This is a genomic window from Neorhizobium sp. T7_12 (genome assembly GCF_002968535.1).
Classification (GTDB): domain Bacteria; phylum Pseudomonadota; class Alphaproteobacteria; order Rhizobiales; family Rhizobiaceae; genus Neorhizobium; species Neorhizobium tomejilense.
The window spans coordinates 21,446-34,859 of record NZ_PVBK01000017.1; the positions used below are offsets into that span (position 1 = coordinate 21,446).

Below are 13,414 nucleotides of genomic sequence, written 5' to 3' on the forward strand. Positions count from 1 at the left end.
CCTTGCTTCCAGGCGCTTAAACTATCCGGCGCAATTTTACCGATTGCAGCCGGATTGTTCCGAAAAGACGCGGGAGAGAATCTGCATCTGCGGCCGGTCGCCGCTTTTGGTCGGCTGGATGTTGAGCGGCTCGTTTTCCGGCCACCATTCGCCGCCGGCCCAATAGGACCAGCCGCAACCTGCCACCATAACCTTTAGCAAATGCGAATCGTTGCCGAAGCGCTCCCGCGGCGGTGATGCGCGCGCCGACGGCGCAAAAGGAACGGAATTTTGGGTGGCTGGCTTTAAGGTCGGCAGGTAAGAAGCTCATCTGGACAGACAAACAAGACGGGCTGTACACATTCCAGAACCAAGACTGGGCCTCGCCGGGCATTTTCCCGTCCTACGTGGGGTCGGATATTGTCCGGCACCAATTTTATGTATACACGGAGTGGCCGACCGATGGCAGAGGAGGGAGAATTTGCATGAACAACTATGTCCTGACCGTATCCTGCAAGACGACACGCGGCATTGTCGCGGCGATTTCCGGCTTTCTGGCGGAAAAGGGTTGCAACATCATCGACAGTTCGCAGTTCGATGACCTCGACACGGGCAAGTTCTTCATGCGCGTCAGCTTCCTCTCCGAAGAAGGCGCCGAACGTCCGGCACTGCTCGAAGGCTTCAAGCCGATCGCCGACCAGTTCGAGATGGAATGGGAGATTTTCGACACCGAAGAGCGCATGAAAGTGCTGCTGATGGTGTCGCGTTTCGGCCATTGCCTCAACGACCTGCTCTACCGCTGGAAGATCGGTGCCCTGCCGATCAACATCGTCGGCGTCGTGTCCAACCATTTCGACTACCAGAAGCTCGTGGTCAACAACGACATTCCTTTCCACCACATCAAGGTGACGAAGGAAAACAAGCCGCAGGCCGAAGCCCAGCTTCTCGATCTGGTCGAGCAGAGCGGCACCGAACTCATCGTGCTGGCCCGCTACATGCAGGTCCTGTCCGACAGCCTCTGCAAGAAGATGTCCGGCAAGATCATCAACATCCACCACTCCTTCCTTCCGTCGTTCAAGGGCGCCAACCCCTACAAGCAGGCCTATACCCGCGGCGTGAAGCTGATCGGCGCGACGGCCCATTACGTCACCGCCGACCTCGACGAAGGCCCGATCCTCGAGCAGGACACGGTGCGCATCACCCATGCGCAGTCGGCCGATGACTATGTTTCGCTCGGCCGTGACGTCGAAAGCCAGGTCCTGGCGCGCGCCATCCACGCCCATATCCATCACCGCACCTTCATCAACGGCAACCGCACCGTCGTCTTCCCGCCGAGCCCCGGCTCCTACGCTTCGGAGCGCATGGGCTGAGGCTCATCCAAAGTCGGTAGAAAGGCCTATGGACGCAGGCCTTTAACGCTCTATCCTCTTCGGAAGCGCCCTTCCGGAGAGGTTCATGTCCGACATACTGCCCGAACTCATCGAGCCTCCTGCAAATGACGTTCCGATCGAAGCGATCGAGGACGTTCTACGTGACCATTACGGGCTTTCCGGGCAGATCTTCCCGATCGAGGGCCGGCAAAACCCCTATTTCCTGATCGACAACGGCCACATGCGCTACCTGCTCAAGGTGGCGCCCGCCGAAGGGCCTCTCGAGGAGATCGAGGCTGAACACGCCCTGATGCGCCATATCCTGCGCAGCCCGGACGGGCCGCGGGTTCCCGAGCCGGTGGTGACCAGGGATGGCGGCGATACGCTCGTCCTGCCGCTCGGCGGCGAAGACCGGTGCATCCGGCTCCTCACCTTTCTCGACGGCACGGCTCCGCCAAGTGGCGAGAAACTGCCGGACCAGGCCGTGGCAGCCTTCGGGGCAATCTCCGCAGCACTTGCAAAAAGCCTGCTGGATTTCGAACATCCGGTCCTGCAGCGCGAGCCGGAAGGGGACCTGCGCAAGGCCGGCCCGCAGACGGTCACGCTTCTCTCCGCCGTCGCCGACCAGGAAATCCGCGACGTGATCGCCAAGGCGATGGTGACGGCGCTCCGGCGCATCCAGCCGCTCGGGCCCAGCCTGAGGGTCGCGGCGGCGCACCAGAACATCAACGGCGAAACCGTCGTCGGCGAGGATACGGACGGCGCATGGCTGCCGACCGGGGTGACGGACTTCACCGGCATTTCCAACGGCTGGCTGGTCGCAGGTTTCGCCAATACCTGCGCCTATCTGCTCGCCGACCGCGACGGCGATCCTTTCGCGCTGCTGCCGGCGATCCGCGCCTATCACGACATCTACCCGTTCACCCTGAACGAACTCGAGGCGCTGTGGCCGCTGGTCGTCGCCCGCACCGGCATCCTCGCCGCCGAAGCCGAAAGCCGTCAGACCGGGTCACCCGACGACCAGCAAACCAGGGAAGGCGCGGAGAAACGCCGCGCCGTCCTGAACGCCGCAGCCTCCGTTGCGCCGGCACAGGTACTTGCGGCCATCCTTGATACGACGGGCATGGAAAAACCGCTGCCGGAGATAGGCCGCCTCCTGCCCGATATCGACCCGGAAACTTTCCGGCTGGTGGATTTGAGCGTCACCAGCCCGCTTCTCTACGGCGGGAACTGGACGGATGCCGACAACGACTGGAAGCTGCTTGCCCACATCGCCCGGGAGACCGGCCGGGCCAGCACCCGCTACGGTGAATACCGGCTTTCGAAAAGCAGCACCGACCCGCAGCAGGAACCGGAAAGTTTCGCGCTTCACATCGATGCCTGCATACCCGCCCGGATGCCGGCGGTGGCGCCCTTTGCGGGTACGCTGAAAACCGCCGGACCCCGCCTCGTCCTTGTCGGCCGCGACCTGACCCTGCATGTCGAAGGCCTCGAATGTATGCTGGCCGAAGAGACCGAGCTCGCCGCGGGTGACCCGCTTGGTGTCATCGCGGGGGCCGAAAATTCCGTCGGCGGCCTGCGCCTCAGGTTCTGCCTCGACCCGGATCTCGTGCCGCCGCTCTTCTGCAAGCCGACCGAGGTGGGCACGTGGGCGAGATTATGCCCTTCGCCGTCGGCGCTGCTCGGTATCGACGCGAATGCCCCGGCGCCGAAATATCCCGATCAGCCCGCCCGCGGCTGGAGGGAATACCTCTTCGACGCGACGGGTCGCAGCGCCCTCGATCTTACCGGCCAGGCGCCGCTGATCGGCTACGGACATCCGCGCCTTGCTGCCGCGGCCTACCGCCAGACCATCCTCCTCAACCGCGCCGCAGGCCACCCGTCTGAATCGGAAGAGGCTCTGCGCGCCCAACTGACCGAGCTTGCGCCCGAAGGGCTGAGCCATGTCTTTTTTGTCTCTGGCCGCGCGGAGGCGCTGGATCTCGGCTTCAGGCTTGCCCGCAGCCATACCAACAAGCGTGGCATCATCGGCCTGCCGGGGCTGCGGACGGACCGTCGGGATCCGGACTTCTTCACCGTTCCATCCGTTGGAACGGCAACCGACATGATCCACGATCTCGACGATGTCGCGGCTGTGCTGGCGCAAGGTTATGGCGAGGCCGCGAACCTGGACGGGCCCTTGACGGAGCTTCGGCAGAAGGCCGGCCTGCTGATCGTCGACGAAACCGGAACCGGTTATGGCCGCCTCGGCCACCACACCTGGGGCTTTTCGCACCGGGGGCTGGCGCCGGACATCGTGTTTGTGGACGGGCCGGAGGGCGGCGCTCCGTCGTTTCTGATGACACGGCCCGAGATCGCCGCAAACCTCCCCTCGGACCAACACCCGCCGGCGATCTGCCCCGTCAGGGCGGCCTCAGCCATCGCGGCGCTCGACGTTATCCGGGAGGAACAAATGCGCGAAAATACGCGCGAGATCGGCAGCCATCTGAAGACACGGCTCGAAAGCCTGGCCGAACGTTTTCCCGCGATCTCCGCCGTATCGGGAAGCGGGCTGCTGCTCGTCATCGATCTCACCAACGAAGCGGCGGACCTCGGCGAACGGCTGCGACCCGGCATTGTCGCGGATATCGGCACTCCCAGACGCCTCGTCCTGCGTCCGCCGCTGTGCTTCAGCCGCCAAAGCGCGGACGGGCTGGTGGATCGGATCGAGACCCTGCTCTCGGAAATTTGAGGTGGCCGATCCGGTCGTTGCCGGAAATTTTCCACCGTCGATCCTTGCTTGAGTGGAAAAGCCACCTATCTCTGGGCTGACAGGCGTTAGCCAAGAATCGCGAATGAAATTTCACAATTCGGCCTTCTTCCTGTCATCAGTCGGAAAAAAATTCTAGGTAGACTGATTTTCGTTGATCATTTTGTGGGATTCGCCTACAGATGATTTTCGTTCGGCCTGCTGAGTCTGGCTGATTTTCGCGCAACACCGTGAAGGGAGAGTGACATGTTTAAATTCATCCGCGTCGCCGCCTTTGGTGAGGCCGCGTTCAAAATGAATGGCACGGATCGCCGCTCCCTTCCGTGCTGTCGAATGTAACGCTTCAGTTCAATCGTTCCTGAAAATTTTCATTCGCCAGAGCTGCGTCGCAAGCAGCCAAAGCGGGAGTCTGCCATGCAGAAGCAAGTAATCGAGTTCGGCGGCGAGCCCGTCGGTATTGTCATTCCTGACGCGGACCGGCTGAAGTTCATCGCCGTGAAATTCCATGTCATCGATCTGGACGAGCAGCGTTTCGGCTCTGCCGACGAAGTGCGTCTTGCCATCCGCGAGCTGGTTCGCTCGCGCAACAGCGCCTCCGCGGCGCATGTCTGATATTTTTTAAGTTCAATTTCAAAAGCCGCCCCTGTGGCGGCTTTTTTATTGCGCTCAGAACGCAGTGAAGGTCATCGTCGTCAGCGAACGTTCGATGCCCGGGATCGACGCGATCTTCTCGTTCACGAAGCGGCCGATCTCGTCGTTGTCCTTGATATAGACCTTCAACAGCAGGTCCCAGTCGCCGCTGGTCGAATACAGTTCGGACGCGAGCTCGGTCTTGTAGATGGCGTCGGCAACCTCGTAGGTCTTGCCGGGCTTGCAGCGGAGCTGGACGAAAATAGGTTTCATGGACGTCTTCCCGTCGGTCGGATCGCCTGAGCGATCATGATGGACATGTCCGACTATTGGCCGATGCCGCCGCCGTTCGCAAGCATATCCTGGCGATTCTCGTCGTGATGAATTTCGTCGGTGATCCAGTCCCGGAAGGCGGCAAGCGGCGGGTAGGTCGCCCGGTCGGGCGGATAGACGAGATGATATTGCCCGGTCTCCATCTTCTCGGCCTCCACGGCGGGCACCAGCAGGCCCTGTTCCAGTTCGCGCCCGATCAGGAACCGCGGCAGCAGAGCCGCACCGAGGCCGGCGGTCGCCGCCTCCACCATGGTCATGAACTGGTCGAACAGCATGCCGTGCAGCGCATCGAAGCCTATCCGGTTCCTGGAAAACCACAATTCCCAGGCATCCGGCCTCGTGTTGAGATGCAGGAGAGGCGCCCGAAGCATGTCCGCCGGCGTTTGAAGATCATGCTTGGTCTTGAAGGCCGGGCTGCAGGCCGGCACGACCTCCTCATCCATGAGAAAGGTGAGCGTGGCGCCCGGCCAGCGGGCAGAGCCGAAATGGATCGCGGCATCCAGAGTATCGAACCGGAAATCGAAAGGCTCGAGCCGCGTGATGAGATTGACGACCACGCCCGGATGTGCCTCCAGAAAGCGGCCGATGCGCGGGGTGAGCCATCGCGTGCCGAAAAACGGCAGGACTGCGAGGTTCAGCGTGCCGCCGGATGGATTGGCCCTGAGGTTGAGCGACGCATGCGAAATGCGCCTGAGCGCCTCCCGCACCTCGCGGGCATAACCGTCGCCGGCAAGCGTCAACCGGATCGTCTGCCGTTCGCGCAGGAACAAAGCCACGCCGAGCTGTCTTTCCAGCGCCGAAATCTGGCGGCTGACGGCGCTCTGGGTGAGGCCAAGCTCGTTTGCCGCCGCAGTGACGCTGCCGGTGCGGGCCGCCGCCTCGAAAGCGGAGAGCAGCGAGAATGACGGGAGAAAGCGCCGGGGTGGCAGCATGTCATTCCTCCAGCGAATGATCTGTTGAGAACATGTCGATATTCATCGATAACGGCTCCCTGTAAAGAGTTGGCGATCAACGCTCCCGGACAATCATCATGCTGAACGATCCCCGCTCTCACGGCCTCTGGGAAAAGACCGCTCCCGCCCGCCGCCCACCACCCGGCTGGAGGAGGCGATATCTGCCGATGTGGTGATTGTCGGCGGCGGATATACGGGTCTCTCGGCCGCCCTGCATCTTGCGCAAGCGGGGACCAATGTCGTGCTGCTCGAGGCGGCCGAGATCGGTTTCGGCGGCGCCGGCCGCAATGTCGGCCTCATCAATGCCGGCATGTGGGTGATGCCCGACGATTTCCCCAAGGAACTCGGCCCGGTCTACGGCGAACGCCTGCTCGACCTGCTCGGCAACGGCCCCGCCCTCGTCCGCGAGCTGATCGACAAACACGCCATCGCCTGCGAGCTCGAAAAGAACGGCACGCTGCATTGCGCCGTTGGCCCGGAAGGGCTGAAGGAACTGGAGGAGCGCGCCCGGCAATGGCAGGCGCGCGGCGCCCCGGTGACTTTGCTCGATGCCGCCGAGACGGCAAGACGTGTTGGTTCCACCGCCTATTCCGGATCGCTGCTCGACATGCGTGCCGGCACGCTGCAGCCGCTCGCCTATGCGCGTGGTCTTGCCCATGCGGCGGTGAAGGCCGGCGCCAAGCTTTATACCGGCAGCGCGGTCACCGGCACCGGTGAGATCGACGGCCGAAAATTCGTCAAGACCGCCTTCGGCCAAGTTACCCCCGACTGGGTGATCGTCGCAACCGACGCCTACAGCACAGGCCCGTGGGAAGAGGTGCGGCGCGAACAGGTGCACCTGCCCTATTTCAATCTCGCCACCACGCCGCTCAGCGACAACCTCCGCCGTTCCATCCTTGCCGGGCGTGAGGGTTGCTGGGACACAAAGGAAATCCTCTCTTCCTTCCGCATGGATCAGGCAGGCCGGCTGGTCTTCGGCTCGGTCGGCGCCCTGCGCGGAACAGGTACGGCGATCCACAAGAGCTGGGCTCGGCGCTCGCTGAAGCGCATCTTCCCGCAGCTCGGTGAGGTGGAATTCGAGGCCGAGTGGTACGGCAAGATCGGCATGACCGACAACGCTTTGCCGCGCCTCCACAAATTCGGCCGCAACACGATCGGTTTTTCGGGGTATAACGGCCGGGGCATTGCGCCCGGCACGACGTTCGGCAAGCTGCTTGCAAAACATATCCTCGGGGAGGTCTCCGAGGCCGACCTGCCGCTGCCGCTTTCTAACCCGCAGGAACCGGCCTTCCGCGCCATCAAGGAAGCCTATTACGAAGCGGGCGCACAGGTCGCCCATTTCGCCGGCGAGCGGTTCTGATTGCGAAACCGCCACCGATTTGTAGATTGACGAAAATTACACATCCGGAGACTGACATGACGCTCGCCACACTCGATCTCGCCGCTGAGGTGAAAAACATTCTGGGCGGTCTCGGCGTAAAGGCCGAAAGTTATACCGGCGGCACGCTCGCCGTCCGTTCGCCCATCACAGGCAAAGAGATCGGCAAACTGCCGGAAGAAACCGCAGCAGGCGCCGCAAAGGCGATCGACGCCGCCCACGCAGCTTTCCTCGAATGGCGGCTGGTGCCGGCCCCGAAGCGCGGCGAACTGATCCGTCTGCTCGGCGAAGAATTGCGTGCAGCCAAGACCGCACTCGGCCGGCTGGTCTCGATCGAAGTCGGCAAGGTAACCTCCGAAGGTCTCGGTGAAGTGCAGGAAATGATCGACATCTGCGATTTCGCGGTCGGCTTGTCCCGCCAGCTCTACGGCCTGACCATCGCCACCGAACGCTCCGAACACCGGATGATGGAAACCTGGCATCCGCTCGGCGCCATCGGCATCATCTCCGCCTTCAATTTCCCGGTCGCGGTCTGGTCCTGGAATGCGGCGCTCGCGATCGTCTGCGGCAATTCCACCGTCTGGAAGCCGTCCGAAAAGACGCCGCTGACCGCGCTCGCCACCCAGGCGATCTTCGAAAAGGCGCTCGCCCGTTTCATCGCCGACGGCGGAAAGGCCCCGAAGAACCTTTCGACCGTCCTGATCGGCGGCCGCGATATCGGCGAAGTCCTGGTCGACCATGACAAGATCCCGCTGGTTTCCGCGACCGGCTCCACGGCCATGGGCCGGGCCGTCGGCCCGCGGCTGGCGTCGCGCTTCGCCCGCTCGCTGCTGGAACTCGGCGGCAACAATGCCGCGATCGTCGCCCCGACCGCCGATCTCGACCTGACGCTTCGCGGTGTCGCCTTCGCCGCCATGGGCACCGCCGGCCAGCGCTGCACCTCGCTGCGTCGCCTCTTCGTGCATGACAGCGTCTATGAAACGCTGGTGCCGCGCCTCGCCAAGGCCTACCAGTCGGTGACGATCGGCAGCCCGCTCGAAAACGGCAACCTCGTCGGCCCGCTGATCGACAAGACGGCTTACGACAAGATGCAAAAGGCGCTGGAAGCCGCGAAGGCCGAAGGCGGCAAGGTGACCGGCGGCGAACGTGTCCACCAGGACGAGGCGGCCGACGCCTATTACGTCCGCCCGGCGATCGTCGAAATGCCGGCCCAGTCCGGTCCGGTCAAAGACGAGACCTTCGCGCCGATCCTCTACGTGATGAAATATTCGAGCTTCGACGAAGCGCTCAACCTGCACAACGACGTGCCGCAGGGCCTTTCCTCCTCGATCTTCACCAACGACATGCGCGAGGCGGAAACCTTCGTCTCCGCCCGCGGCTCGGATTGCGGCATCGCCAACGTCAATATCGGCCCTTCGGGCGCCGAGATCGGCGGCGCGTTCGGCGGCGAGAAGGAAACCGGCGGCGGCCGCGAATCCGGCTCCGACGCATGGCGGGTCTACATGCGCCGCGCCACCAATACGCTGAACTACGGCCGCACCCTGCCGCTCGCGCAGGGCGTCAAGTTCGACATCGAATAACCGATGACGGGATTGCTGAACCTGTTGACCGATATCGAAGGCGTGGCCGTCGGCCATGCCACCGATCTAGCCTTGGGTTCAGGCGTCACCGCGATCGTCTTCGACGAACCGGCGATCGCCTCCGGCTCCGTGCTCGGCGGCGCGCCGGGCGGGCGGGATACTGCCCTGCTCGATCCTTCTATGACTGTACAGACGGTCGATGCCTTCGTGCTGTCCGGTGGTTCCGCCTTCGGTCTCGATGCGGCCGGCGGCGTGCAATCGGGCCTGCGCGAAATCGGCCGCGGTTTCCAGGTCGGCAGCGTCCGCGTGCCGATCGTACCGCAGGCGATCCTGATGGATCTCCTCAACGGCGGCAACAAGGACTGGGGCCTGCATTCGCCGTATCGCGAGATGGGATACGAGGCATTCAAGGCCGCCGCCAAGGATGAGTTCGGGCTCGGAACCATCGGCGCCGGAACAGGCGCCACGACGGCAACGTTCAAGGGCGGCATCGGCTCGGCAAGCGCCCGGACTTCGACAGGTCATACGGTCGCGGCCCTGGTTGCCGCCAATGCCCTTGGCTCGGCGACGATAGGCGAAGGCCCGCATTTCTGGGCCGCTCCCTTTGAAGAAGACAAGGAGTTCGGCGGGCTTGGATTGCCTCAGACCTTCGACAATCGCATGCGCCTCAAGGGCCGCAACGTGACGTCGACGACGATAGGCGTCGTCGTCACCGATGCCGTGCTGACCAAGGCACAGGCGCACCGGCTTTCCATCCTCGCCCATGACGGCCTGGCCCGCGCGATCCTGCCGGCCCACCTGCCCTTCGACGGCGACACGATCTTTTCGGCGGCGACCGGTGCGAGGCCTTTAGGCGAGCCATCGGATTTCATGGAACTCTGCCATCTGGCGACGCTGGTGACCGCGCGTGCCGTGGCCCGCGGCGTCTACGAGGCGACGGCTTTGCCCAATGCAGGCGCCCAGATCGCATGGCGTGACAAATTCACTTCGCCGGCTAAATAGTTTTCAAGGCTTCTTCGAGCCGCGGCCAGTCGTTCTCGCATGGAAGGCCAATTCTCAGATCCTCGGGCCGTTCCTCGAACCGGCGCACCAGAATGCCGCGCTCTCCAAGATGCCGGAAAACCACCTGAGCGCGCGGATCCCGGATGAAGCGGAACAGCGACGTCCCACCCGTAACAGCTATTCCCGCAGCCCCGAGCAAGGCATCCAGCCGCGCCGCATCCTCCTTCAACCTGAGCCGCATTGCGCCCTGCCATCCGACATCGGCGAGTGCCTCGTTCGCCACGTGCAATGCCGGGCCGGACACCGCCCAGGGACCCAGCCGGTTTTCGATTCTGGCGGCGGCTTCCGGATGCGAAATCACCAAACCGAGCCGCAAGCCGGCCATGCCGTAGAACTTGCCGAAGGAGCGCAGCACGACGAGCCCGCCGGCATCGACCGCGTCTGTGACGCTCGATGCTTCCGAGACGTCCATGAACGCTTCATCCACGACCAGCAGCCCACCCTTCGCGCGCATGACTTCTGCGAGCCGCAAAAGATCGGCACGCGGGACGATACGTCCGGTCGGGTTGTTGGGATTGACGATGACGGCGAGGTCCGCTTCCGCCAACCGACCCAGATCGTCGGTTTCGGTGACTTCCAAACCGGAAAGCCGCGCCGCGCGGGCATGCTCCGCATAGGTTGGCGAAAGAACCGCTGCACGGCCTTTCCGGGCGATCAGATCGGCGACCATCGGCAGCAGGATCTGCGTCCCCGGCCCCGCCGCGACATGTGCCGCCGACGGCGCACCGTAGGCAGCAGCGGCGAGGGTTTTCAGTCTTTCCGCCGATGCGACGTCGGGCAGTCGCGTGAAAGCATTGTCCGGCAGGGGCGAATGCGGATAGGAATGCGGGCTGATACCGGTGGAAAGATCGACCCAGGGTTCCAGCGCATGTGGAAACAGCGCCCGGGCACGGGAAAGATTACCGCCATGCTGTATCGGATCGCCAATTTCACCGCCAATCTCAGGGCCTGCCAACTTCATGTTCCTTCTCGCATTTTTCGCGCTGATCACGGAGCGCATCGTGGGTTATCCGGACTGGCTGTTCCGCCGCATCGGCCATCCGGTCACCTGGATCGGCGCACTGATATCCCGGCTCGACCGCGATCTGAACCGCGAAAGCGACGACTTCTCCACGCGCAAGCGAAAGGGCGTGTTCGCGCTTCTGGCGCTTCTCGGCATCACCGTCCTGCTCAGCCTGGTGATCGAATACGACCTGAGAATGATCCCCCTCGGACCGATCCTGCTGGTGGTGATCGCCGCGAGCCTGCCGGCGCAGAAGAGCCTTGAAACCCATGTCGAGGCCGTGGCGACGGCGCTGCGATACGGAGGCCTGGATGCCGGGCGGAAAGCGGTCTCGAAGATCGTCGGGCGTGATCCGGAAAAGCTCGACGAAGCCGGCGTCTGCCGCGCCGCGATCGAGAGCCTGGCCGAGAATTTTTCGGACGGCGTCGTGGCGCCGGCCTTCTGGATGGGGATCGGCGGTCTTGCGGGGGGCGTCGGCTACAAGGCGGCCAATACCGCCGACAGCATGATCGGCCATAAGCTGCCGCGATACGAAGCCTTCGGCTGGGCGGCCGCGCGGTTCGACGATCTCATCAACCTGCCCGCCTCGCGCCTGAGCGCCCTTCTTTTCGTGGTCGCTGCGGGTTTCATCGATCGCGCCTCGCCGGGCAACGCCATCCGCGCCATCAGGCGGGATGCCCGCCATCACCGGTCGCCGAATGCCGGCTGGCCGGAAGCGGCGATGGCCGGCGCGCTCGGCATCGCGCTCGCCGGGCCGCGCAGCTATGGCGGACAGATGATCGAGGCGCGGTTCATGGGCGAGGGCGGGCGTTCCGAGCTCACCTACGACGACATTCGCCGCGCGCTGAAACTCGCCCGCGTCGCCGACGCGCTGCTGATCGGCCTTTTCGGCCTCTTGGCGTGGATCATCTGGCAAGTTTGAGCAGCCCATCGAGATCGAGATGCTTTTCCATATGGCCGGCCAGCCGGTCCAGCACCGCGTCCACGCCGGCCTCGTAATCGAGGCCGGAGGCAGAACCTCCGAGCCGCTTCAGCCAGGCCGACCGCTGCCGATCGTCGGAAAACAGACCGTGAAGATAGGTGCCCCAGACCCGGCCATCCGCCGATATCGCGCCTTCCGGGTTGCCGCCGACGATTGAGAACGGGCGTCGGCAATCTGCGCCGGACGTCCGTCCGATGTGCATTTCATAACCGGACAGAGAAATACCGTCGAAGCTTTCGCCTGAGACGGCCTCCAGCCGTTTATCGCCGGAAAGAATCGTCTCCACATCCAGCAAGCCCAGCCCTTCGATCGAGCCGGGTGGCCCTTCGGTTCCTTCCGGATCGGAAATGGTTTTTCCAAGCATCTGATACCCGCCGCAGAGGCCGAGCACCCGACCGCCACGGCGGACATGCGCTGCAATATCCACGTCGAAACCGGCCGCCTTCAGCGCCCGCAGATCGGATATCGTCGCCTTCGAACCCACCAGCAGCACGAGATCGCAATCTCCGGGAATGGCCTGTCCCGGCCGGACCCGGATGAGATCGACATCCGGCTCCGCTTCCAGCGGATCGAGATCGTCGAAATTGGAGATATGCGGCAGGATCGGCACCGCGATCCTGATCTTCGCGCCAGCCTTCCGCACAGAAGGTGCATTGAGGCCAAGCGCATCTTCTGCCGGCAGCCGGGCCGCATCAGCAAAATGCGGCAACAGCCCGACCGACTGCCAGCCGGTGAGTTCCCCGATCATCCGCATGCCGTCGGCGAACAAGGCCGGATCGCCGCGAAAGCGATTGACGATGAAGCCCCGGATCATCGCCGCATCGTCGGGATCGAGCACCAGCCCGGTGCCGGCGAGGCTGGCGATCACCCCACCGCGGTCGATATCGCCGATCAGCACCACCGGCACGTCGGCGGCCCGGGCAAACCCCATATTGGCGATGTCGTTGTGGCGAAGATTGATTTCCGAGGCGCTGCCGGCGCCTTCGACCAGGACGAGGTCGGCCTGGTTGCGGAGGATTTCGAAACTTTCCAGGACCCGCGGCATCAGTGTCCGCTTGAGCATCTGATACTCGGCGGCCTTGGCATTGCCTTCGACCTTGCCTTGCACCACCACCTGCGCCCCGACCTCGCTCTGCGGCTTCAGGAGCACCGGGTTCATGTGGACGCTGAGCGGCGCGCCGGCGGCGCGCGCCTGCAACGCCTGCGCCCGGCCGATTTCGCCGCCATCCGCGGTGACCGCGGCATTGTTCGACATGTTCTGCGGCTTGAACGGCATGATCTTCAGGCCGCGCAGCGTAAAGGCGCGGGCAAGCCCGGCCACGACCAGCGACTTGCCCACATCCGAGCCCGTTCCCTGAAACATCAGCGCCCGAGCTGGCTTGGACCCAACCATGG

The 13,414-nt window shown here is 63.7% G+C and carries 11 protein-coding genes and 1 pseudogene; 7 read left to right on the forward strand and 5 right to left on the reverse strand.

Going from position 1 to position 13,414, the window contains the following annotated elements:
* Nucleotides 1-36: 36 nt before the first annotated feature.
* Nucleotides 37-201: a hypothetical protein gene (locus C5J26_RS25770; RefSeq protein WP_206051225.1), complete on the reverse strand. Its 165-nt coding sequence runs from the start codon at nucleotides 199-201 to the stop codon at nucleotides 37-39.
* Nucleotides 202-464: 263 nt separating this feature from the next.
* Between C5J26_RS25770 and purU the strand changes: the two genes are divergently transcribed.
* The 3 genes from purU (at nucleotide 465) to C5J26_RS25785 (ending at nucleotide 4,710) form a co-directional block, all read left to right on the forward strand.
* Entirely contained in the window at nucleotides 465-1,349 is an 885-nt protein-coding gene (gene purU / locus C5J26_RS25775) for a formyltetrahydrofolate deformylase (protein ID WP_105404372.1), read from the forward strand.
* 85 nt (nucleotides 1,350-1,434) lie between these two features.
* Nucleotides 1,435-4,080, forward strand: coding sequence for an aminotransferase class III-fold pyridoxal phosphate-dependent enzyme (locus C5J26_RS25780; protein ID WP_105404373.1), 2,646 nt, complete (start codon nucleotides 1,435-1,437; stop codon nucleotides 4,078-4,080).
* A 432-nt stretch (nucleotides 4,081-4,512) separates the two neighbouring features.
* Nucleotides 4,513-4,710, forward strand: coding sequence for a hypothetical protein (locus C5J26_RS25785; protein WP_007765631.1), 198 nt, complete (start codon nucleotides 4,513-4,515; stop codon nucleotides 4,708-4,710).
* 54 nt (nucleotides 4,711-4,764) lie between these two features.
* Here the strand turns inward: C5J26_RS25785 and C5J26_RS25790 are convergent, their stop codons facing one another.
* Both C5J26_RS25790 and C5J26_RS25795 read right to left on the reverse strand, forming a co-directional pair.
* Nucleotides 4,765-5,001 carry an Lrp/AsnC ligand binding domain-containing protein gene (locus C5J26_RS25790; protein WP_007765628.1) on the reverse strand — a complete coding sequence of 79 codons (237 nt, stop codon included), beginning with the start codon at nucleotides 4,999-5,001 and terminating at the stop codon, nucleotides 4,765-4,767.
* A gap of 53 nt (nucleotides 5,002-5,054) precedes the next feature.
* Nucleotides 5,055-5,993, reverse strand: a complete 939-nt coding sequence (locus C5J26_RS25795; protein WP_105404374.1) for a LysR family transcriptional regulator — start codon at nucleotides 5,991-5,993, stop codon at nucleotides 5,055-5,057.
* 98 nt (nucleotides 5,994-6,091) lie between these two features.
* Between C5J26_RS25795 and C5J26_RS25800 the strand changes: the two are divergent.
* From C5J26_RS25800 to C5J26_RS25810, 3 genes and pseudogenes are all read left to right on the forward strand, one after another.
* Nucleotides 6,092-7,374: pseudogene (locus tag C5J26_RS25800) on the forward strand (NAD(P)/FAD-dependent oxidoreductase).
* 56 nt (nucleotides 7,375-7,430) lie between these two features.
* Entirely contained in the window at nucleotides 7,431-8,972 is a 1,542-nt protein-coding gene (locus C5J26_RS25805) for an aldehyde dehydrogenase family protein (RefSeq protein ID WP_105404375.1), read from the forward strand.
* 3 nt (nucleotides 8,973-8,975) lie between these two features.
* On the forward strand, nucleotides 8,976-9,974 hold the full coding sequence (locus C5J26_RS25810) for a P1 family peptidase (protein ID WP_105404376.1): 999 nt from the start codon (nucleotides 8,976-8,978) through the stop codon (nucleotides 9,972-9,974).
* On the opposite strand, the gene cobD is transcribed toward C5J26_RS25810, so the two are convergent.
* Complete coding sequence (gene cobD / locus C5J26_RS25815) at nucleotides 9,967-10,995, reverse strand: threonine-phosphate decarboxylase CobD (protein WP_105404377.1); 1,029 nt, start codon at nucleotides 10,993-10,995, stop codon at nucleotides 9,967-9,969. The genes C5J26_RS25810 and cobD overlap by 8 nt on opposite strands.
* Here cobD and cbiB point away from each other — a divergent pair.
* Entirely contained in the window at nucleotides 10,994-11,959 is a 966-nt protein-coding gene (cbiB, locus tag C5J26_RS25820) for an adenosylcobinamide-phosphate synthase CbiB (protein ID WP_105404378.1), read from the forward strand. The genes cobD and cbiB overlap by 2 nt on opposite strands.
* On the opposite strand, the gene C5J26_RS25825 is transcribed toward cbiB, so the two are convergent.
* Nucleotides 11,943-13,412: a cobyric acid synthase gene (locus C5J26_RS25825; RefSeq protein ID WP_105404379.1), complete on the reverse strand. Its 1,470-nt coding sequence runs from the start codon at nucleotides 13,410-13,412 to the stop codon at nucleotides 11,943-11,945. The two genes, cbiB and C5J26_RS25825, sit on opposite strands and share 17 nt — an antisense overlap.
* Nucleotides 13,413-13,414 lie beyond the last annotated feature (2 nt).

What these genes read in the sequence shown, in the direction of transcription:
- C5J26_RS25825 (WP_105404379.1), bottom strand. Translation starts at nt 13,412, where the DNA reads ATGGTTGGGTCCAAGCCAGCTCGGGCGCTGATGTTTCAGGGAACGGGC.
- cbiB (WP_105404378.1), top strand. Translation starts at nt 10,994, where the DNA reads ATGTTCCTTCTCGCATTTTTCGCGCTGATCACGGAGCGCATCGTGGGT.
- C5J26_RS25810 (WP_105404376.1), top strand. Translation starts at nt 8,976, where the DNA reads ATGACGGGATTGCTGAACCTGTTGACCGATATCGAAGGCGTGGCCGTC.
- C5J26_RS25795 (WP_105404374.1), bottom strand. Translation starts at nt 5,993, where the DNA reads ATGCTGCCACCCCGGCGCTTTCTCCCGTCATTCTCGCTGCTCTCCGCT.
- C5J26_RS25785 (WP_007765631.1), top strand. Translation starts at nt 4,513, where the DNA reads ATGCAGAAGCAAGTAATCGAGTTCGGCGGCGAGCCCGTCGGTATTGTC.
- cobD (WP_105404377.1), bottom strand. Translation starts at nt 10,995, where the DNA reads ATGAAGTTGGCAGGCCCTGAGATTGGCGGTGAAATTGGCGATCCGATA.
- C5J26_RS25805 (WP_105404375.1), top strand. Translation starts at nt 7,431, where the DNA reads ATGACGCTCGCCACACTCGATCTCGCCGCTGAGGTGAAAAACATTCTG.
- C5J26_RS25780 (WP_105404373.1), top strand. Translation starts at nt 1,435, where the DNA reads ATGTCCGACATACTGCCCGAACTCATCGAGCCTCCTGCAAATGACGTT.
- purU (WP_105404372.1), top strand. Translation starts at nt 465, where the DNA reads ATGAACAACTATGTCCTGACCGTATCCTGCAAGACGACACGCGGCATT.
- C5J26_RS25790 (WP_007765628.1), bottom strand. Translation starts at nt 5,001, where the DNA reads ATGAAACCTATTTTCGTCCAGCTCCGCTGCAAGCCCGGCAAGACCTAC.